Raw genomic sequence first — 18,877 nt, 5'->3', positions numbered from 1 at the left:
CGTGGGGCGGTCGGACGGGTCGAGGTCGTCCAGGGTTTGGTGCGACTGCGTCCCGGGCCCGTCCAACGTTGCGCACAAAGCGAACCCGAGGTGGGTACGTCCTGCCTGCACGGGAGGAGTCCGACATGTCAACGGATACGCGCACCGCAGCACCGACACCAACCGGAGCCTCCGGGACGGAGGTCCCCGAGGAGCACCACGGGCTCGAGACGACCCTCGACCTGCTGGCCGGGATGGACCTCGCCCACGCGTCCGACGCCGACGTCGTCCGGGCCCTCGAGCTCATGGTCACCCATGCCGAGTTCCCCTGCCTCGGGGCCAAGTCCGTCTTCCGCCGCGGCAGCGTCGCCCACGCTGTCCTCGACGACATGGCCGACCCCGACGTCCCCGGGCTGCTGCTGGAGCGGCTCGAGACCTTCGCCCGGGCCATCGAGGGCGAGAGCGGCTTCCACTCCTTCATCGCGACCTTCCGCGGACCCCTGCCCACCGACGAGTCCGACTTCGAGTCGGCCCTCTTCGGCCTGCTCCAGCGGCTCCACGACGCCGACGACCAGTCGTGGGCCGACGGGGTGGGCTCGGACCCCAACGACCCGCACTTCGCCTTCTCCGCCGGTGGCACGGCGTACTTCATCGTCGGGCTGCACCCGGCCGCCTCCCGGGTGGCCCGCCGCGCACCGCTGCCCACGCTCGTCTTCAACCCCCACGCCCAGTTCGAGGAGCTGCGGGCCGAGGGACGCTTCGAGGGCATGCGCACGACGATCCGCCGGCGCGACGAGGACCTCCAGGGCTTCGTCAACCCGATGGTCGCCGACCACGGCGACAGCAGCGAGGCCATGCAGTACTCCGGGCGCCGGCACGCCGCGGGGTGGGAGCCACCCCTCGACGTCCACGACGCCGACTAGACGCGCGCACGACCCGACCCGACACGCGACCGACGACCGACGACCAGGGGAGCAAGGATGACGATCTCGCAGGACGCACGACTCATGACCGACCGCCTCTTCGGCCCCGGTGGCCCCGTGCTGCAACCGGCCGGCGGCTACCGTGACGGCATGGACCTGACCCGGCTCGCTCCCCAGACCGGCACCGCCTTCCTCCTCCGCGCAGGGCAGCGCCTCACCGTCGTCGACCCGACCGGCGAGCAGGTCAGCGACTTCTTCGCCGTCATGGACGACGACCGCGACGAGTGGTTCAGCTCCGGCCGCACCATCGACTACGCCAACTCGACCGCCGTGACGACCGGCAGCGTGCTCTACAGCAACCGGAGCAGGCCGATGGCGACCGTCGTCGAGGACACCTGCGGGCACCACGACATCCTGCTGACGCCCTGCTCGCAGCAGACGTTCGACCTGCTCTACCCCGAGTTCGACGGCGCGTACCACCCGAGCTGCTTCGAGAACCTCGCGACGAACATGGCGGCCTTCGGCGTCGACCCCGACCGCATCTCGACGACCCTCAACATCTTCATGAACGTGTGGAACGAGCGCGACGGCGAGCTGCACATCGACCCGCCGACGTCGAAGGCCGGTGACCGTCTCGTCCTGCGCGCCGAGGCCGATCTCGTCGTCGGCCTGACCGCCTGCTCGGCCGAGAAGTCCAACAACGGTGTCTGCAAGCCGATCGACTACCGCATCGACGACTGAGACCCGTGGCCCGAAACCCCTGCAGTGACAGGGCACGGGCGGAGGCGACGTGGCACACTGACCCCGTGGATCTCGACGTGGTGAGGCGTGCGCCCCTGTTCAAGGCTCTGGACGACGAGGCGGCCTCCGCGCTGCAGTCGGAGATGAGCCGGTCGCACATGGAGCGCGGCGACGTGCTCTTCCACGAGGGAGACCGGGGCGACACCCTCTACGTCATCGCCGAGGGCAAGATCAAGCTCGGCCGCACGAGCCCCGACGGCCGCGAGAACCTCGTCGCCATCCTCGGCCCGGGCGAGATGTTCGGCGAGCTCAGCCTCTTCGACCCGGGCCCGCGCACCATGACGGCCACGGCCGTCGCCGAGACGCAGCTCCTCGGCCTCGGCAACGACTCGCTCACGGCGATCCTCACCGGACGCCCCGAGGTGTCCAAGGCGCTGCTCGCGGCGCTCGCCCAGCGCCTGCGCCGCACCAACGCCCACCTCGCCGACCTCGTCTTCACCGACGTCCCCGGTCGCGTCGCCAAGGCGCTGCTCGACCTGTCCGAGCGCTTCGGCCGCCCCGTCGAGGGCGGCATCATGGTCTCCCACGACCTCACCCAGGAGGAGCTCGCCCAGCTCGTCGGCGCCTCCCGCGAGACGGTCAACAAGGCCCTCGCGGACTTCGCGACGCGCGGCTGGCTGCGTCTCGAGGCACGTGCCGTGCTCCTGCAGGACGTCGAGCGGCTCAAGCGCCGCGCTCGCTGACACTCGCGAAAGCGGTTGGGCGGCAAGCGCGCTCGGTTCACGCCACCCGGTGGGGCACGCCCCGGCGGAGCCCCTCGCCGAGCGCCTCACCCGCTGAGGGACCAGCCGTCCGGACCGTTGAGCACGACGCGGTCGGCGCCACCGGTGGCCAGGACGAGCGCCGCGTTGACGTCGTCGTTGCGTGCCACCCAGGCCTCGGCCTCGGCCGGGGCCTTGCCGAAGCGGACGTGTCGCTCGACGAGCCGTGACCGTCGCAGGTCGTCGTCACCCGACACGAACCAGACCTCGGCGAGCTGGGCCCTGGCCCGCGCCCACCGCTCCTCGGGCAACAACAGGTAGTTGCCCTCGGTCACGACGAGACGGGCGGTCGGTGGCACGACCACCGCCGCCGCGATCGGCTGCTCGAGGGTCCGCTCGAAGCCGGGCGCATAGACCCACGAGTCGGGCTGCTCGACGAGACGACGCAACAGGGCGGCATACCCGTCGGCGTCGAAGGTGTCCGGCGCGCCCTTGCGCGACCGCGAGCCGAGCCGGTCGAGCTGGGCGTCCGCGAGGTGGAAGCCGTCCATCGGCACGTGGGCGACCCAGTCCGCACCTGCGCGGGCCGCCACGGCCTCGAGCAGCGCCTCCGCGAGGGTCGACTTGCCCGCCCCCGGCGCCCCGGCGATGCCGAGCACGACCCGCCTGCGGTCACCGACGAGGCCGACCGCAGCAGCGGCGAGCTCGTCGATGCCGTGCACGGTGGGAGTCTCCCACTCCGTCACGGGTGGGTGCGGAGGTACTCGAGCTGCGCCTGCACGGACAGCTCGGCCGCCGGCCAGACGCTCCGCGGCACGTCGGCGTAGACGACCTCGACGACGGCGTATGCCGTCTGCGCACCCCGGGCGACCGCGTCGCGCACCTGGTCCAGCCGTTCGGCGCGGTGCCTGAGGTAGAAGGTCACGGTGGCGGCCGCATCGGCGACGAACGGCCCGTGGCCCGGCAGCAGGCTCGTCACGTCACCGGCCCGGGTCAGGCCCTCGATGCGGTCGAGCGAGGCGAGGTAGGACTCGAGGCTGCCGTCGGGCCAGGCGACGACGGTCGTCCCGCGCCCGAGGATCGTGTCACCGGTGAGCAGCGTGTTGTCGGCGGGCAGGACGAACGAGAAGGAGTCGCTCGTGTGGCCGGGCGTCTCGACGGCGAGGATCTCGAGCCCACCGACCGTGATGGTCTCGCCGGCCCAGAGGTCGTCGTGCCCACGCCCGAAGGCGCGCACCGGCGCACCGGTCAGCTCGTGGAAGCGGTCCGCGCTCTCGGCGTGGTCGTCGTGGCCGTGGGTGAGCAGGGTCAGCGCGACCCGGCGCCCGGAGTCGGCCACCTGCGTCAGCACGTGCTGGAGATGGCCCTCGTCGAGCGGGCCCGGGTCGACGACGACGACCTCGTCGGACCCGGGCTCGGCGAGCAGCCAGGTGTTCGTGCCGTCGAGGGTCATCGGCGACGGGTTGGGGCACAGCACGCACTCGGCACGCTCGCTCGTGACGCCGCCGTGCCAGCCGGGGTCGGCCGCGGTCCCGATCACCGCGCCACCTCCCGCGACCGGCGCGACGGCGTCACCGGGCTCATCGTTCGACGATCTCCATGGCCGGCCCGCCCGGCCCCTCGACGACCTCCGGCATGATGAGCGGCAGGTGGTCGCTGTGCACGACGACGTCTGCGGCAGAAGGGGCGTCGCGGATCCCCTCCACGCACACGACCGTCGGGGGCAGCATGAGGGCCGACCCGGCGGCATACGCCCGCAGCAGCTCGGAGGGCACGACCCACGTGGCCTCGTCGGCCTCGGTGGTCTCACCGTCGGCGACCTGGAAGGGCGGCATGAGCGCGGCGAAGAACCACGTGTCGTAGCGGCGCGGCTCGAAGACCGGGGTCAGCCAGTGCGCCTTGGCGACGATGAGGTCGGAGCGCAGGACGAGGCCCTTGTCGCGGAGCACGTCGGCCAGCGAGAGCCGGCGGTCGACGAGCGCGAGGCGGATGTCGAGCCACTCGGGGCCGTCGACCGTGACGAGCGGTCCGCTCGCCGACGGGCTCGCGAGGAGCACGCCGCACTCCTCGAAGACCTCGCGGATCGCGGCCGCGACGTACATCTGCGCCTCCGACGGCGAGCAGCCGAGCCGGTCGGCCCACTCGGACGGGGAGGGACCCGCCCACGGCAGGCCGATCTCGCCGTCGCGCTCGTCGACGGAACCGCCGGGGAAGACCATCATGCTCGGCGCGAACTCCATCTCGGAGACGCGCCGCAGCATGAAGACCTCGGGTCCGTCGACGCCGCCGACACCGTCGCGCACGAGCATCACGGTGCTGGCGCGGCGGGGCTCGGCCTCATCCCAGCGCTCCCCCGCGAGCCAGCGGGTGGCCGTGTCGGAGATGCCGGGCGTCGTGGTCAGGGGGAACTGGCGACCTGCGGTCCCGGTCACCCGGCGCTCACCTGCCGTCATCGTGCCCTCACCTGCCCTCACCGGGCGACGGAGACGATGACCTCGACCTCGACGGGTGCGTCCAACGGGAGCGCAGCGACACCGACGGCCGAACGGGCATGGATCCCCTTGTCACCAAACGCCTTGACGAGCAGCTCGCTCGCGCCGTTGATGACCCCGGGCTGGCCGGTGAAGCCCGGGTCGGAGGCGACGAAACCGACGACCTTGACGACACGGGTCACCGTGTCGAGGTCGCCGATCTCGGACTTGATGGCCGCGATCGCGTTGAGGGCACACGTCTCGGCGAGGGACTTGGCGGTCTCGGCGTCCACCTCGGCGCCGACCTTGCCGGTCGCGGCGAGGGAACCGTCGACCATGGGCAGCTGACCGGAGGTGAAGACGAGGTCGCCCTCACGGACGACGGGGACGTAGGCGGCGACGGGCGGCACGACCTCGGGCACGGTGAGGCCGAGCTCGGACAGGCGGTCTTCGACTGCAGACATGGTGCGCTGACTCCTCAGGACTTCGGGCGCTTAAAGTAGGCGACGAGGCTCGTGCCGTCGGGACCGTTGACGATCTGGACGAGCTCCCACCCGTCCGCCCCGAAGTTGTCGAGGATCTGCTTGGTGTTGTGGATCAGAAGCGGTGCGGTGAGGTATTCCCACTGGGTCATGGCCATCACCCTACTCAGTGTCACCACGGCTCTCTCGGGGTGCGTCGGTGGCGCGGGTGGCACCATGACGCCCATGACGAGCAGCCCCTCGACGACGTCACCCGCGAGCGCCTCGACGCGCTCCTACGGCAGCGACCCCGCCCAGGTCTACGACGTCATCCCGCCGACCGCCGGCGCCCCGGCCGCGACCGGCACGGTCGTCGTCGTCCACGGCGGCTTCTGGCGGGCGCAGTACGACCGTGAGCACGCGCTCCCCGAGGCTCGCGCCTTCGCGGGGGCGGGTTACCACGTGGTGCTGGCGGAGTACCGCCGCGTCGGTATGCCGGGTGGTGGCGTCCCCGGGACCCTCGACGACGTGCGCGACCTCGTCGCGTCGATCGCGTCGCAGCAGGACCTGCCCAAGCCGCTCGTCCTCGTCGGCCACTCCGCCGGCGGCCACCTCGTCGCGTGGGCGGCCGGTCAGCCGTGGGCGTCGGAGCGCGGCATCGCCGGGGTCGTCTCGCTGGCCGGGGTCGTCGACCTCGGTGCCGCGGACCGGCTGCACCTCGGGTCCGACGCCACGCGTGACTTCGTCGGGTCGGGCCCGGGCACGGCGGCGTGGACCTCGGCCGACCCGATGTCGACGCTGCCGCCGAAGGTGCCGGTGCGGCTCGTCAACGGCGCCGACGACGACACCGTGCCGCTGGGTGTCGCCGACGACTACGTCTCGAAGGCGAAAGCGGCCGGCGGCGACGTGACCGAGCAGGTCGTGCCCGGCGCCGACCACTTCGCCGTCATCGACCCGCAGTCCGAGGCCTTCGCAGCGGTCCTGGCCGCCGTCCGCTCCCTCACCTGACTGTCCGACCCGCCGTCCTCTCCCTCACGCGACCGTCTGTCCCGGCCGCCCAACGCCACGACCCTGCTCCGCCCGGTGGAGCACAGACGTAGCGCGACGCACACCCCAAGGGCTCTGCGCTACGTCACTGCTCCGCCCGGTGGAGCACAGACGCAGCGCGACGCACACCCCAGGGCTCTGCGCTACGTCACTGCTCCGCCCGGTGGAGCAGTGACGTAGGGCGCCGACCCGGGTGCACGGCCCCGCCCTGCGTCACTGCTCCGGCCGGCGGGGCACTGACGGAGGCGACGTCGGCTCGGGGCCCGCGCCACCGGTGTCCCGCGTGTCTCGCCCTAAGGTGGAGGGGTGACGACCGGCCCCACCGACCCCTCCTGGGCGCGAGTGCGGCTGCACGTCGTCACCGGCAAGGGCGGCACGGGCAAGACCACCGTCGCATCGGCCATCGCGCTGGCCCTCGCGTCAACCCCCGCCCACGTGCTGCTCACCGAGGTCGAGGGCCGGCAGGGCATCAGCCAGACCTTCGACGTCCCTCCGCTCGGCACCGACGAGACCCGCATCGTGCGCCTGCCCGGAGGCGGCGAGGTCGTCGGCCTCGCCATCGAGCCCAAGGCCGCGCTCCTGGAGTACCTCCAGCTCTTCTACAAGCTCGGCCGCGCCGGCAAGCTCCTCGAGAAGTTCGGCGCCATCGACTTCGCGACGACCATCGCCCCCGGCGTTCGGGACGTCCTGCTCATCGGCAAGATCTACGAGGCCAACCGCCGCCGTCGAGACGGCAAGCACAAGGGCGACGCACCCCCCGTCTACGACGGCATCGTCCTCGACGCGCCGCCGACCGGACGCATCGGTCGTTTCCTCTCGGTCAACTCCGAGGTGGCCGACCTCGCCCGCGTCGGCCCGATCGCCTCGCAGGCGAGCTCGATCACCCGATTGCTCGAGTCCGAGCAGACCGTCGTCCACCTCGTGACCCTCCTCGAGGAGATGCCCGTGCAGGAGACCCTCGAGGCCATCGACGACCTGCGCGCCAAGGGCCTGCACCCGGGCGCGATCATCGTCAACATGGTGCGCGAGCCGCTCCTCGACGACACGGCGCTCGAGCAGGCTCGCGAGGGACGGCTGCACAAGCCGTCGATCCGCACCCAGCTCGGCGAGGCTGGCGTCAAGGCCACACCCGAGCTCGTCGACGGCCTGCTCGAGGAGGCCCGCGACCACGCGCAGCGGATCGACCTCGAGCGCGAGCAGCTCGCCCTCCTCGAGGCCACCGGCCTGCCGATCGCCCAGCTGCCCGCGCTCCCGGGCGGCGTCGACTCGGGCTCGGTCCGCGAGCTCGCCGACCTCCTCGTGCCGCTCCTCGTCCGCCACGCCGGCGTCGGGCCCGGCTCCGAACAGGTCCGCCCATGAGCCCCGGACCCGTCTCGACCACGCCGCCCCTGCTCCACATCGACACCCTCATCGACGACCCGTCGACCCAGATCGTCGTGTGCTGCGGCTCCGGCGGCGTCGGCAAGACCACGACCGCCGCAGCCCTCGGCCTGCGCGCCGCCGAGTCGGGCCGCAAGGTCGTCGTCCTGACGATCGACCCCGCCCGCCGCCTGGCCCAGTCGCTCGGCCTCACCGAGCTCGACAACACCCCTCGACCGGTCACCGACATCGATGCCTCGGCCGGTGGCAGCCTCCACGCGATGATGCTCGACATGAAACGGACCTTCGACGAGGTCGTCATCGCCCACTCCGAGCCGGGCAAGGCCGAGCAGATCCTCGCCAACCCCTTCTACCAGGCCGTGAGCAGCTCCTTCGCCGGCACGCAGGAGTACATGGCGATGGAGAAGCTCGGTCAACTCAAGGCGAGCGCCGGCACCGAGGACGCCCCGTGGGACCTCATCGTCGTCGACACCCCGCCATCGCGCTCGGCCCTCGACTTCCTGGATGCCCCGAACCGTCTCGGAAGCTTCCTCGACGGGCGCTTCATCCGTCTGCTCACGGCGCCCGCCAAGGCGGGCGGCCGCGCCGGCCTCAAGGTCTTCGGCGTCGGGGTGCAGATCGTGACGTCGACGATGACGAAGATCCTCGGCGGGCAGATGCTCACCGACGTCCAGACGTTCGTCAACGCGCTCGACACGATGTTCGGCGGCTTCCGCGAGCGCGCCGACGAGACCTACCGCCTGCTCTCCGAGGACGGCACGGCCTTCCTCGTCGTCGCCGCACCCGAGCGTGACGCGCTCCGTGAGGCGTCCTACTTCGTCGACCGTCTCGAGGCGGACGGCATGCCGCTCGCCGGGCTCGTCGTCAACCGCATCGGTCGCGTCTCGGCGACCGGGGTCACCCCGTCGCGCGCGCTCGCCGCCGCGGAGTCGCTCGAGGAGGGCGGAGGGCCGAAGTCGGCGTCCAACGCCGCCGGCCTGCTGCGGTTGCACGCCTCGCTCGTGCGCACAGCCGAGCGACAGCGTGAGCTCGCGGACCGCTTCTCACGGTCACACCCCGGCATACCCGTCGTGCAGGTGCCGGCGCTGGGACGCGACGTCCACGACCTCGACGGCTTGCGTGAGATCGGGCATGCGTTAGCGGGGTCGTGATCCACCCTCAGGTGGCCACGGCCCCGCTCACGTTCGACGTGCACCGACCGGAGACCGGTCGGCGTGCCGCCGGTTCAGTCGTGCTTGACCTGTGACGCCATGCCCGCACGCAGCGCCGACTTCCAGGACGTGATGTCCGGACGCTTGCGGAGCAGGGCCCGGCGCTCGCGCTCGGTCATGCCTCCCCAGACGCCGAACTCGGTCCGGTTGTCGAGAGCCTCGGCCAGGCACTGCGCGAGAACAGGACACGTCTTGCAGACGGCCTTCGCGTCGTGCTGAGCCTTGCCTCGGACGAACAGAGCATCCGGGTCCGAGCCTGAACAGCTGGCCTGACTGGCCCACTCGTCCACCCACGGATCCACGATTGCGACAGCACTCATTGTTTACCCCTCCCCGCCCGGCGCCTCCCATGACATCCGGACTGACCGCGGACCGTCCCACCGATCCTGATCATGTGGACCCCCCTAAGGCCCAAACGAGACATTACGAGCGCTGGGCCGTGCCGGACATAGCCTCTATGGACCATTTAGTTGAGACGGTGACTAGTCACCTGGACCTCGGACCCCTGGTCATCCAGAGGCACGGATGGGCGCTTTGAGACACCCACAGGCCCGGTGACTGCGGAAATCCGGTGGCCATAGGGTGAGCGGTTACCCTTGGGCCCATGTCTTCACGCACTACCTCGATCGGTGGCGTCATCAGCCTGCTCGGCGCGTTTCTCGCGTCCGCGCTCGTGCTCGGACTGCTCGCCGCCGGCCTGGTGATGCCCGCGGTGGGTGCCACCGGGGCGCTCGCGCGCAGCGGCGTCGACGTCTTCAACGAGCTCCCGAGCGAGTTCACGACCGACCCGCTGGCCCAGACCTCCCGCATCCTCGCTGCTGACGGCACCGTCATCGCGACGCCGCAGGAGCAGAACCGCACCATCGTGCCGCTCAACAAGATCGCGCCGATCATGCGTGAAGCCCAGGTCGCGATCGAGGACCACCGCTTCTACGACCACGGTGGCATCGACATCCAGGGCACGGCCCGCGCTGTCATCTCCAACCTGCGCAACGGCTCCTCGGTCGGTGCCTCGTCGCTCACCCAGCAGTACGTCAAGATCTCGCTTCAGTACTCCGCCCTCAGCTCCGGCAACGAGGAGGCGGCCGCCGAGGCCGTCAAGAAGGACTACATGCGCAAGCTCAAGGAGCTGAAGTACGCGATCACGCTGGAGAAGAAGCTGACGAAGGACCAGATCCTCGAGGGCTACCTCAACCTCGTCTACTACGGCGACCGCGCCTACGGCGTCGAGGCCGCGGCCCAGCACTACTTCAGCGTCCACGCCGACAAGCTCTCCCTGTCGCAGGCCGCGCTCCTCGCCGGCCTGACGCAGAACCCCGGCACGACCGACCCGGTGAACTTCCCGAAGAAGGCCCTGGCCCGCCGCAACGTCGTGCTCGACCGCATGCACGAGCTCGACCGCATCACCGACAAGCAGTGGCAGGCCGCCAAGAAGCGCACGCTCAAACAGGACATGCGCGTCACGCAGCCGAAGAGCACGTGCCTCGCCTCGCCGTACCCGTACTGGTGCGACTTCATCGTCAACTACGCCCTGACGATGCCCCAGCTCGGCAAGACCGTCGAGGAGCGCAAGCGCACCCTCTACCGCGGCGGCGTCACGATCACGACGACGCTCGACCCGAAGCTGCAGGACTACGCGCAGAAGGAGATCACCAAGAAGGTGCCGATCGGCAACAAGGCCCGGATCGGCTCCGCCGCCTACGTCGCCGACCCCAACACCGGCAAGGTGCTCGCCTTCGCCCAGAACACCGCATACTCCGTCACCAAGGACGCCGGTGGTGAGACGGGCATCAACTGGGCCCTCGACAAGAAGTACGGCGGATCCGGCGGGTTCCAGTTCGGATCGACCGCCAAGGCGTTCGCCCTGGTCACGGCCATGCAGTCCGGCATGACGACGAAGTCGTCGATCAACGCCAAGGCGGCCGGCGGCGAGAGCAAGGCGACGTACACGCCCAAGGAGTGGCCCGGCGGCACCGCCAACTGCGGCCCGGGCGACACGTGGAAGGTCCGCAACGACACCCCGTTCAAGGGCGGCAACATCTCGCTCATGGAGGCGACGGCCCTCTCGACCAACACCGCGTTCGTCGCCCTGGTCGAGAAGCTCGGCGGTTGCAAGGTCCGCGACACGATGATCCGCCTGGGCCTGCACCGCTCCGACGGCCAGACGATCGGCAGGTACGCCCCGCAGTACATCCTCGGTGGCGACGACGTCTCCCCGCAGGGTGTCGCGCACGCCTACGGCGTCCTCGCCGCGGACGGCAAGAAGTGCCCGATGGTGGCCATCACGAAGATCACGCAGGGCGGCAAGAACATCGCCCTGCCGGCGTCGAAGTGCGACCAGGTCGTCGAGCCCGACGTCGCACGCGCGACCGACAAGTTCCTCGAGTACAACATGACCCACGGCTCGGGCATCCGGAACCAGCTCAACGACGGCACCCGTGAGTCGGCCGGCAAGACCGGTACCGCCAACAACAACAACGAGTCGTGGTTCGTCGGCTACACGCCGCAGCTCGTGACGGCCGTCTGGGTCGGCACGCCCTACGACCCGGTGTCCCGCGTCATGAAGAACGTCCACGTCGGCGGTGAGTTCTACCCGGTCATGCACGGAGCGGCGATCGCCGCGCCGATCTGGAAGGCCATCATGAACCGGGCCCTCGACGGCCAGCCCGAGGTCAAGTTCGGGGATCCGGCCGACAAGTACCTCGGCACCGACACCAGCAACCAGACTGTGACCCCGGGCCAGCTGCCGGCGGTCGTGGGCCGCTCCGTCGCCGAGGCCGAGTCCCTGCTCCAGGCGGCGGGCTTCCAGACCCAGGTCGGCGGCACGATGTCCTCGCAGGTGCCGCAGGGCCTCGTCGCCGGCATCTCGCCCTACCAGTCGCCGCCGGCCGGCAGCATGATCACGATCTACACCTCCCGTGGTGGGTCCCGCCAGGCGTTACCCGCACCGCAGACCACCGTCTTCAACCCCGGCGGCACCGGTGGCGGTGGCGGAGGCGGAGGGAACGGCAACGGGGGCGGCAAGCCGGGCAAGCCGACCAAGCCGCCAGGCCGCGGCTGACCCAACGATGACGAAGGCCCGACGCGATCCGCGTCGGGCCTTCGTCATACCGCCATCTCACGACGAGCGGACCGTGCCCGCCGAACGTTCCCGACGCCGGCGCCGGCTCGCGCTGACCATCAGCAGGATCCCGGCCACGGCCGGGAGGGCGCCCACGACGACGGCGCCGATGCCGACGGCGACACCGATCTCCCGCAGCTCGTTGCCGGCGTTCTCGGGCGACAGCGCGCCCGCGAGGTAGACGAGTCCCCAGCCGGCGCACGCAGCGCCCACGACCGTGAGCACGCCACCGACGACGGCCACCCAGCGCGTCGACACGTCCGTCAGCCCGCGAGGACCCGGCGCACGATGGCGGCGACCCGCCCACCCTCGGCGCGGCCGGCCACGGCAGCGTTCGCGGCCTTCATCGCGAGGCCCATCTGCGGCATGCCCGTGGCGCCGGAGGCGGTGACCGCCTCGCGGACGATCGCCTCGAGCTCGTCGTCGCCGAGCTGTGTCGGCAGGTAGGCCTCGAGGACGGCGAGCTCCGCCTCCTCCTTGGCCGCGAGCTCCGGGCGCCCCGCGCCGACGTATGCCGTCGCGGCCTCGCGACGCTTCTTGGCCTCCTTGGTGAGGACCTTGAGGACGTCGTCGTCCGTCAGCTCGCGGTGCTCGGTGCCGGCGACCTCCTCGGTGGTGACGGCGGTGAGGGCCATCCGCAGCGAGCCGGCCCGGACCTGGTCGCGCTCGCGCATCGCGGACGTGAGGTCGGACTTCAGCTGCTCCTTGAGGGTGCTCATGGGGCCAGTCTGTCAGGTCGGCCACGCGGGTCCCGCCGGGTTTGTCGGGGGTCGCGCGGTCGGGTGCGAGGATGGGCCCCATGCGTGCCGTGACCAAGACCGTCCTGGGCCTGGGGATCGCCGGCGCCGGGGTGCTCGGCTGGGCCTCGCTCGTCGAGCGGAACGCCTACGTGCTGCGTCGGTTCGAGGTGCCGGTGCTGCCCGACGGCGCCGAGCCGCTGCGGGTGCTGCACCTGTCCGACCTGCACCTGCTGCCCCGCCAGCGCGCGAAGCGGACATGGGTGCACAGCCTCGCCTCGCTCGACCCCGACCTCGTCATCACCACGGGCGACAACATCGCGGCGCCCGACGCCGTGCCCGCGCTGCTCGACGCGTACGACCTGCTGCTCGGCATCCCGGGCGTCTTCGTCCTCGGGTCCAACGACTACTTCGCCCCGAAGCTGAAGAACCCCCTCGGCTACCTGACCCGCAACTTCGCCAAAGGGGTGGGCACGACCCAGCGGCTGCCGACGGCCGACCTCGTGCGCGGGCTCGGCGCCCGTGGCTGGGTCGACCTGACGAACCGTCGGGACTCGCTCACCGTGCGGGGCCTGCGGATCGACGTGCGCGGCGTCGACGACCCGCACCTCGGCTACGACCGCCTCGACCTCGTGCGCGGCCCGGCCTCGACGGACGCCGACCTGACGCTCGGCGTGACGCACGCGCCCTACCAACGGGTGCTCGACGCGTACGCCTCGGACGGTGCCCAGCTCATCGTCGCCGGACACACGCACGGCGGCCAGGTCTGCGTGCCCGGCTACGGCGCGCTCGTGACGAACTGCGACCTCGACACGGGCCGTGTCAAGGGTCTGTCGCGCTGGTGGCCGGGAGCCGGCTCCACGCCCTCGTCACACGCCCCTGAGGGCGCCGCATGGCTCGAGGTGTCCGCCGGCCTGGGCACGGCGCCCACCGCTCCCGTACGCCTCGCCTGCCGTCCCGAGGCGACCCTCCTGACGCTCGTCCCCCGCTCGCAGGGCTGAACCGGCACGGTCACCCGGGGCGGTCGACGAGCCCGATTCGGAGATGGGCACGAGGCTGCGCTAGCATCTCTGCTTGCTGCCTCCGGTCCACGGATCAGGGGTAGATGCAGCACCGGGGTGTGGCGCAGCTTGGTAGCGCGCTTCGTTCGGGACGAAGAGGTCGCAGGTTCAAATCCTGTCACCCCGACCATCCGCGAAGGGCCCGCTGGAGACGACGACGTCGTTCCAGCGGGCCCTTCGTCGTCTGTCGGGGAACCGTCACCTGCCATCTCCTGCGAGTTTCAGGGCAGAGGTGGAGCCTCAGTGTTCGACGACGTGGTCGCCGTGCTGGTAGTGGCGGTGCCCATCGTGCAGGTGATCCACGTGGTTGCCGTGCTGGACCGTCTCGCACCCGTCGCCCTCGGTGTGGGCGTCACTGTGGTCCGTGTGCACGGACTGCTCGGCGTGACGTTCGGAGCCATGGACGTGGTCGAGGTGGTCGCCATGCTCGACGACCTCGCAGCCGTCGTCAGGAAGGTGCTCGTGGTCGGACGCGATCGTGTGATCGGACATCATTCCTCCAGGGACAGGACGGTTCACCCGAATCTTCCTCCAGCCAGCCCGGGGGTCGTCAAGGGTGGGTCGCGAGCGGCTTCACTGGTGTCATCCGCTCCGGCCGGTGCGGCCGTCGATGCACTCTCGCAGCAGGTCGGCGTGCCCGCTGTGCTGGGCGTACTCCGAGATCATGTGGCCCACCACGGCCCGCACCGACCACGACCCGCCCTCGGTGGCGCGGACGTCGTCGAGCGAGACCGCCGCGAGCGCCGTCTCAGCGCGACGGCACTCCTCGACCAGCCGCTCGTAGTCGGCCTCGGCGCGGGCCGGGTCGAGGTCCTCGAAGTCGGCGTCGGGTCCGAGCGCCGGGTCGTACATCGGCTCCAGCTCCTCCCCGCCGATGAACTCGCGGAACCATCCACGCTCGACCTTGGCCATGTGCCGGACCAGACCGAGCAACGACAGGTTCGACGGCGGGACGGAGCGCACGGCGAGCTGCTCGCCGGTCAGGCCGGCGCACGTGTCGAGCAGCACGGCGCGCCGCCAGCCGAGTCTGGCCTCGAGCAGGGTCCGCTCGTCCCCCACCGGCTCGAACTGCGGCAACGACACGTCGGGCGCGGTCCACGTCATCCGGACATCCTGACAGCAGGTCCCCGTGCCGTCCTGGTGAGCTGCCGCCGACATCGACCGAAAACCCCGGGTGCCGAGCCCGGCGCGGCGCGACACTGGTGCGGAGGCGCCGGCCCGGGCGGCCGGCCCCGAGCAGGGACGGAGACCGCGATGAGCGACGTGCCCCTTTCGGCAGGCCGGACCGCCGACCCCGAGGACGCGGCCGAGCGAGCGGCCGAGCGAGTCCCCGACGGATCCGCCGACCCGCCCCTCCTGCGCGACTCGACGACACCCGGTCTCCCCGTCTTCCTGTCGACGGAGCACTGGAGCCTGCTCGGCACCCGCTCGATGACGTGGTCGGAGATCATGAGCCGCATCACGATCTACCTCACCGTCGTGTCGGCCTTCCTCGTCGTCCTGGCCCTGACCGCGCAGGCCACCGGCTTCGGCACGCCGTTCCGGGTCATGGCCGTCGGCTTCGCGTCGGCCGCCCTCGTCATGGGCTCGCTCACGGCGATCCGGGTCAACCTCGCGAGCCGGGAGGACGCCGACCTGATCCGGGCGATGAACCGGCTGCGGCACGCCTACGTCGAGCTGGCCCCCGAGCTCGCGCCCTACCTGACCGCCTCGGTCCACGACGACACCCGCGGGCTCCTGCAGACGTACTCGCTGGGCCACCGACGTCACCTCGTGCTGCACGTCGTCGGCAGCACCGCGTTCTTCCTCATGGTCGTCAACGGGATCGTGGCCGGCACCCTGGGCGCCCTCATCGCCGACGTCGCCGGTGCGGGCACCGCGGTCATCGCCATTGTCGGGGCCCTGTCCGGCGTCTGCTACCTCGTCGGCCACCTGGCGATCGAACGACGCGTCTTCGCGGGGCCGAACGACGACGAGCGCTTCCCGACGCCGGACTGACGCCCGACCGATGCCCGCTGGGACGCCCGACCGACGCCCGACCGACGCCCGCGCCGGAAGAGCTACGGCTCGTCGGCCAGCGCCGTCTCGCGGACCGCCTCGGCGACGACGTCGACGAGGCGACCGGTGCGCGCCAGCATCGCGCGCTGCCTGACGGCCCCGTTGCCCTCCTCCCGCACCCGCGCGAGCCCGTCCTGCACGACGGCGAGGTCCCCCGCTGCCTCCAGCGCGGGGCCGACGTGGTCGAGCAGCGACTCGAGCACCGTCCAGCACGGCACGGGCAGACCGGTCCGCCAGTCGAGCAGGCGCCCCCCGAGGCCCTCGCGCCCGGCCTGCCACATGGCGAGCCGGAGCATCGTCGTCGCCACGTCCGGCGCCGGACGGTCGAGAGCCCAGTCCTGCGCGGCCGTCTCGACGAGTCCTCGACACAGCGCCGCGACGACGACGGCCTCCTCGACGGTGAAGCACACGTCAGCAGCCCGAACCTCCACCGTCGGGTAGTGCTGGGCCAGACGGGCGACGAAGTAGACCATCCCCTCGTCGAGGACCACGGTCGACATCACCATGTCGCGCACGAGCCGGTGGTAGGCCTCCGCCGATCCGAAACGTCCCGTCGGACCCCACGACGGCCACCGGGCGAGCGCCTGGCTCCGGTAGCTCGCGAAGCCCGAGTCCTCGCCGTTCCAGTAGGGCGAGTTGGCGCTGAGCGCGAGCACGGCAGGCAGCCAGACGCGGATGCGGTCGAGGACGCCGACACCCTCCTCGTCGCCGGCGACGGACACGTGCACGTGGCAGCCGCAGATGAGGTGCTCACGGGCCGTCAGCTGGTAGCGCTCCTGGAGCCACGCGTACCTCGGCGACATGACGGGGACCGGGCGGACCGGCAGCGGCGACGTGGCGAGCGCGGCGACGCTAGAGCCGGTCCCGCGGGCCGCCGCGACGGCCTCCGCCCGCCAGTGCCGCACCTCGTGGCGCAGCGTGTCGAGGTCGGCGGTGGGTGGCGTGTGCGTCTCGATCTGCTGCTGCTGGAACTCCCCCTCGACGGCCCCGTGCACACCGTCGACCACCCCCTCGGCATGCCGCCTCGCAGCACGCAAGAGCAGCTGCCCGGAGACCGACCGTGGGCGACCATCGTGGACGTCGACGAGCAGCATCTCCTCCTCGACACCGAGGGTCCGCACCGTGGCACTCCTTCCGGAGCACGACCGAGGACGTATGCCGTGTGGCCCGGCACCGCCGACGGCGCACGACGACGCCCGTTGACGCCGCCTGCACCGGACCGCATACGCCCGTTGCTCCGCGTCACCAGTGTGGCGGAGCGCGTCCCGTCACACGCGGCGAAGCGCCCGGATGCCGGACCGGCGGGAATGAACGGCGGCCGCGTGCGTTGTCCCTCTTTGTCGCCCCAACCGGCAGGAGCAACGTGTCGACCTCGTCCACCCTCGGATTTCGCTCGGAACGCGGGCCCATCCTCATCGCCCTGATGCTGTCGACGTCGCTCATCGCGCTCGACTCCACGATCCTCGCCACGGCGGTCCCGTCCATCGTCGCCGACCTCGGCGGCCTGACCCAGTTCCCGTGGCTCTTCTCCGTCTACCTGCTCGCGCAGGCGGTGTCGGTCCCCGTCTACGCCAAGCTCGCCGACACGCTCGGGCGCAAGCCGGTCATCCTCGTCGGCATCGGGCTCTTCCTCATCGGCAGCATCCTCTGCGGGTTCGCTTGGGACATGGGCTCGCTCATCGTCATGCGAGCACTGCAGGGGCTCGGCGCCGGCGCGGTCCTGCCGATGACGACGACGATCGCCGCTGACATCTACACCGTGGCCGAGCGGGCCAAGACGCAGGGCTACATCGCGAGCGTCTGGGCCGTGTCGTCCGTCGTCGGCCCGACGCTCGGCGGCGTCTTCTCCCAGTTCGCCTCGTGGCGCTGGATCTTCTTCGTCAACATCCCCTTCTGCCTGCTCGCCGCCGGGATGATCTGGCGGAAGTACGACGAGTCCGTCGAGCGTCGTCGGCACCGCATCGACTACGCCGGGGCCACCGTGCTCACGGTCGCCCTGACCCTGCTCATCCTCGCCGTCCTCGAGGGCGGCCAGGCCTGGGCGTGGAGCTCGTGGCAGAGCGTCGGCTCCTTCGCCGTCGGCGCCGTGCTCCTCCTCGTCTTCGGGCTCATCGAGCGTCGGGCGGCTGAGCCGATCCTCCCGCTCGAGGTGCTGACCCGCCGGCTCATCGTCGCGACGTGCCTCATCGGCATCGGCGTCGGCGCGGTGCTCGTCGGGCTCACCTCCTACGTGCCGACCTTCCTCGAGCGATCGACCGGCGCCAGCCCCATCGTGGCCGGGCTCGCCGTCGCCGCCCTGACGATCGGCTGGCCCATCTCGGCCTCGCAGTCGGGTCGGCTCTACATGCGCATCGGCTTCCGCCCGACGGCCCTCATCGGCCTCGTCATCGCGACCGTGGGCGCCCTCGCCCTGTGGCTCACCTCGGCCGCCCCCAACGTCTGGGCCACGGCCGCCTCGTGCCTCGTCGTCGGCTTCGGCCTCGGTCTCGTCGCCACGCCGACGCTCATCGCGGCGCAGGCCTCGGTGCCGTGGAACGAGCGTGCCGTCGTCACCGGGACGAACATGTTCATGCGCTCGGTCGGCAGCGCCGTCGGCGTCGCGATCTTCGGTGCCATCGCGAACGCCGTCATCGCGTCCCATGGTGGCGAGGCGTCGAGCGAGGCGGTGCAAGCCGGCTCGACGGCCGTCTTCCTCGCCGTCCTCGTCGCCGCTCTCGTCACCGTCGCAGCCGGGCTGCTCATGCCCCACACGCGCGCCGAGGACGTCGCCCACGGCGGCCCGTCGGACGCCGAGTCCACCGACGTCGCGCAGACCGAGCCCTCGACGGCCTGAGCCGTGGCCATCGGACGGCCAACCCTCGACAGGAACGAGTAGCGCTCGAGGGCATCGGGTACGTCGCCAGGGACAGCGTCACCGACCCCGACG

General features: G+C 71.3%; 21 protein-coding genes and 1 tRNA gene. 11 read left to right on the top strand and 11 right to left on the bottom strand.

The features are described 5' to 3' along the window. Positions 1 to 125: 125 nt before the first annotated feature. The 3 genes from gntA (at position 126) to H283_RS0122515 (ending at position 2,386) form a co-directional block, all read left to right on the top strand. Positions 126 to 902: a guanitoxin biosynthesis heme-dependent pre-guanitoxin N-hydroxylase GntA gene (gntA, locus tag H283_RS26195; RefSeq protein WP_020145794.1), complete on the top strand. Its 777-nt coding sequence runs from the start codon at positions 126 to 128 to the stop codon at positions 900 to 902. Between the two features lie 57 nt (positions 903 to 959). Further along, positions 960 to 1,643, top strand: coding sequence for a DUF1989 domain-containing protein (locus H283_RS0122520; RefSeq protein ID WP_020145793.1), 684 nt, complete (start codon positions 960 to 962; stop codon positions 1,641 to 1,643). Positions 1,644 to 1,708: 65 nt separating this feature from the next. Next, the gene (locus H283_RS0122515; protein WP_020145792.1) at positions 1,709 to 2,386 is read left to right on the top strand and encodes a Crp/Fnr family transcriptional regulator; all 678 of its coding nucleotides are present in this window, start codon (positions 1,709 to 1,711) and stop codon (positions 2,384 to 2,386) included. 86 nt (positions 2,387 to 2,472) lie between these two features. Here the strand turns inward: H283_RS0122515 and H283_RS0122510 are convergent, their stop codons facing one another. Genes H283_RS0122510 through H283_RS27985 form a run of 5 tightly spaced genes read right to left on the bottom strand, consistent with a single transcriptional unit; the run spans position 2,473 to position 5,509 of the window. Further along, complete coding sequence (locus H283_RS0122510) at positions 2,473 to 3,126, bottom strand: nucleoside/nucleotide kinase family protein (protein ID WP_028785842.1); 654 nt, start codon at positions 3,124 to 3,126, stop codon at positions 2,473 to 2,475. A 20-nt stretch (positions 3,127 to 3,146) separates the two neighbouring features. Further along, positions 3,147 to 3,944, bottom strand: coding sequence for an MBL fold metallo-hydrolase (locus H283_RS0122505; RefSeq protein ID WP_020145790.1), 798 nt, complete (start codon positions 3,942 to 3,944; stop codon positions 3,147 to 3,149). Positions 3,945 to 3,984: 40 nt separating this feature from the next. Then, the gene (locus H283_RS0122500; RefSeq protein WP_020145789.1) at positions 3,985 to 4,836 is read right to left on the bottom strand and encodes a hypothetical protein; all 852 of its coding nucleotides are present in this window, start codon (positions 4,834 to 4,836) and stop codon (positions 3,985 to 3,987) included. Positions 4,837 to 4,874: 38 nt separating this feature from the next. Further along, on the bottom strand, positions 4,875 to 5,339 hold the full coding sequence (locus tag H283_RS0122495) for a RidA family protein (RefSeq protein WP_020145788.1): 465 nt from the start codon (positions 5,337 to 5,339) through the stop codon (positions 4,875 to 4,877). A 14-nt stretch (positions 5,340 to 5,353) separates the two neighbouring features. Beyond that, on the bottom strand, positions 5,354 to 5,509 hold the full coding sequence (locus tag H283_RS27985; RefSeq protein ID WP_142179199.1) for a DUF4177 domain-containing protein: 156 nt from the start codon (positions 5,507 to 5,509) through the stop codon (positions 5,354 to 5,356). Positions 5,510 to 5,582: 73 nt separating this feature from the next. On the opposite strand from H283_RS27985, the gene H283_RS0122485 reads away from it, so the two are divergent. From H283_RS0122485 to H283_RS0122475, 3 genes are all read left to right on the top strand, one after another. Beyond that, positions 5,583 to 6,344: a S9 family peptidase gene (locus tag H283_RS0122485; RefSeq protein WP_020145786.1), complete on the top strand. Its 762-nt coding sequence runs from the start codon at positions 5,583 to 5,585 to the stop codon at positions 6,342 to 6,344. A 345-nt stretch (positions 6,345 to 6,689) separates the two neighbouring features. Beyond that, positions 6,690 to 7,742 carry an ArsA-related P-loop ATPase gene (locus H283_RS0122480; protein ID WP_020145785.1) on the top strand — a complete coding sequence of 351 codons (1,053 nt, stop codon included), beginning with the start codon at positions 6,690 to 6,692 and terminating at the stop codon, positions 7,740 to 7,742. After that, positions 7,739 to 8,914, top strand: a complete 1,176-nt coding sequence (locus tag H283_RS0122475) for an ArsA family ATPase (RefSeq protein WP_020145784.1) — start codon at positions 7,739 to 7,741, stop codon at positions 8,912 to 8,914. Before H283_RS0122480 ends, H283_RS0122475 begins: the two co-directional genes overlap by 4 nt. A 74-nt stretch (positions 8,915 to 8,988) precedes the next feature. On the opposite strand, the gene H283_RS0122470 is transcribed toward H283_RS0122475, so the two are convergent. Beyond that, positions 8,989 to 9,294 carry a WhiB family transcriptional regulator gene (locus H283_RS0122470; RefSeq protein ID WP_028785841.1) on the bottom strand — a complete coding sequence of 102 codons (306 nt, stop codon included), beginning with the start codon at positions 9,292 to 9,294 and terminating at the stop codon, positions 8,989 to 8,991. A gap of 284 nt (positions 9,295 to 9,578) precedes the next feature. Here H283_RS0122470 and H283_RS0122465 point away from each other — a divergent pair, with 284 nt between their 5' ends. Continuing rightward, positions 9,579 to 12,035 (top strand): penicillin-binding protein, encoded by a 2,457-nt coding sequence (locus tag H283_RS0122465; protein ID WP_020145782.1) that lies wholly within the window; start codon positions 9,579 to 9,581, stop codon positions 12,033 to 12,035. A 57-nt stretch (positions 12,036 to 12,092) separates the two neighbouring features. Here H283_RS0122465 and H283_RS0122460 read toward each other — a convergent pair whose 3' ends face one another. Next, positions 12,093 to 12,353 carry a hypothetical protein gene (locus tag H283_RS0122460; RefSeq protein ID WP_020145781.1) on the bottom strand — a complete coding sequence of 87 codons (261 nt, stop codon included), beginning with the start codon at positions 12,351 to 12,353 and terminating at the stop codon, positions 12,093 to 12,095. 5 nt (positions 12,354 to 12,358) lie between these two features. Further along, positions 12,359 to 12,814, bottom strand: coding sequence for a GatB/YqeY domain-containing protein (locus H283_RS0122455; protein WP_020145780.1), 456 nt, complete (start codon positions 12,812 to 12,814; stop codon positions 12,359 to 12,361). A gap of 80 nt (positions 12,815 to 12,894) precedes the next feature. Between H283_RS0122455 and H283_RS0122450 the strand changes: the two genes are divergently transcribed. Beyond that, a complete protein-coding gene (locus tag H283_RS0122450) occupies positions 12,895 to 13,833 on the top strand; it encodes a metallophosphoesterase (protein WP_020145779.1) in 939 nt (312 codons plus the stop codon). A 113-nt stretch (positions 13,834 to 13,946) separates the two neighbouring features. Then, positions 13,947 to 14,023, top strand: a tRNA-Pro gene (locus H283_RS0122445). 110 nt (positions 14,024 to 14,133) lie between these two features. Here H283_RS0122445 and H283_RS28555 read toward each other — a convergent pair. Then, positions 14,134 to 14,385: a hypothetical protein gene (locus H283_RS28555; protein WP_028785840.1), complete on the bottom strand. Its 252-nt coding sequence runs from the start codon at positions 14,383 to 14,385 to the stop codon at positions 14,134 to 14,136. Between the two features lie 90 nt (positions 14,386 to 14,475). Next, complete coding sequence (locus H283_RS0122435) at positions 14,476 to 14,997, bottom strand: DinB family protein (protein WP_020145777.1); 522 nt, start codon at positions 14,995 to 14,997, stop codon at positions 14,476 to 14,478. 150 nt (positions 14,998 to 15,147) lie between these two features. Between H283_RS0122435 and H283_RS0122430 the strand changes: the two genes are divergently transcribed. Further along, positions 15,148 to 15,891, top strand: a complete 744-nt coding sequence (locus tag H283_RS0122430; protein WP_020145776.1) for a hypothetical protein — start codon at positions 15,148 to 15,150, stop codon at positions 15,889 to 15,891. A gap of 62 nt (positions 15,892 to 15,953) precedes the next feature. Here the strand turns inward: H283_RS0122430 and H283_RS0122425 are convergent, their stop codons facing one another. Continuing rightward, positions 15,954 to 17,072, bottom strand: a complete 1,119-nt coding sequence (locus H283_RS0122425) for a glutamate--cysteine ligase (protein WP_020145775.1) — start codon at positions 17,070 to 17,072, stop codon at positions 15,954 to 15,956. 242 nt (positions 17,073 to 17,314) lie between these two features. On the opposite strand from H283_RS0122425, the gene H283_RS0122420 reads away from it, so the two are divergent. Next, the gene (locus H283_RS0122420; protein WP_020145774.1) at positions 17,315 to 18,784 is read left to right on the top strand and encodes an MFS transporter; all 1,470 of its coding nucleotides are present in this window, start codon (positions 17,315 to 17,317) and stop codon (positions 18,782 to 18,784) included. Positions 18,785 to 18,877: the final 93 nt, after the last annotated feature.

The organism is Terracoccus sp. 273MFTsu3.1, from assembly GCF_000383675.1.
In the GTDB taxonomy this organism is placed as follows: domain Bacteria; phylum Actinomycetota; class Actinomycetes; order Actinomycetales; family Dermatophilaceae; genus Terrabacter.
Note: the sequence above shows the minus strand (reverse complement) of the source record. Positions and strands in the feature narration are given on the sequence as shown.

Excerpts from the sequence above, each read along its gene's own strand:
- H283_RS0122455 (WP_020145780.1), bottom strand. The coding sequence starts at position 12,814 with ATGAGCACCCTCAAGGAGCAGCTGAAGTCCGACCTCACGTCCGCGATG.
- H283_RS28555 (WP_028785840.1), bottom strand. The coding sequence starts at position 14,385 with ATGTCCGATCACACGATCGCGTCCGACCACGAGCACCTTCCTGACGAC.
- H283_RS0122430 (WP_020145776.1), top strand. The coding sequence starts at position 15,148 with ATGAGCGACGTGCCCCTTTCGGCAGGCCGGACCGCCGACCCCGAGGAC.
- gntA (WP_020145794.1), top strand. The coding sequence starts at position 126 with ATGTCAACGGATACGCGCACCGCAGCACCGACACCAACCGGAGCCTCC.
- H283_RS0122475 (WP_020145784.1), top strand. The coding sequence starts at position 7,739 with ATGAGCCCCGGACCCGTCTCGACCACGCCGCCCCTGCTCCACATCGAC.
- H283_RS27985 (WP_142179199.1), bottom strand. The coding sequence starts at position 5,509 with ATGACCCAGTGGGAATACCTCACCGCACCGCTTCTGATCCACAACACC.
- H283_RS0122470 (WP_028785841.1), bottom strand. The coding sequence starts at position 9,294 with ATGAGTGCTGTCGCAATCGTGGATCCGTGGGTGGACGAGTGGGCCAGT.
- H283_RS0122450 (WP_020145779.1), top strand. The coding sequence starts at position 12,895 with ATGCGTGCCGTGACCAAGACCGTCCTGGGCCTGGGGATCGCCGGCGCC.
- H283_RS0122520 (WP_020145793.1), top strand. The coding sequence starts at position 960 with ATGACGATCTCGCAGGACGCACGACTCATGACCGACCGCCTCTTCGGC.
- H283_RS0122485 (WP_020145786.1), top strand. The coding sequence starts at position 5,583 with ATGACGAGCAGCCCCTCGACGACGTCACCCGCGAGCGCCTCGACGCGC.
- H283_RS0122435 (WP_020145777.1), bottom strand. The coding sequence starts at position 14,997 with ATGACGTGGACCGCGCCCGACGTGTCGTTGCCGCAGTTCGAGCCGGTG.
- H283_RS0122495 (WP_020145788.1), bottom strand. The coding sequence starts at position 5,339 with ATGTCTGCAGTCGAAGACCGCCTGTCCGAGCTCGGCCTCACCGTGCCC.
- H283_RS0122465 (WP_020145782.1), top strand. The coding sequence starts at position 9,579 with ATGTCTTCACGCACTACCTCGATCGGTGGCGTCATCAGCCTGCTCGGC.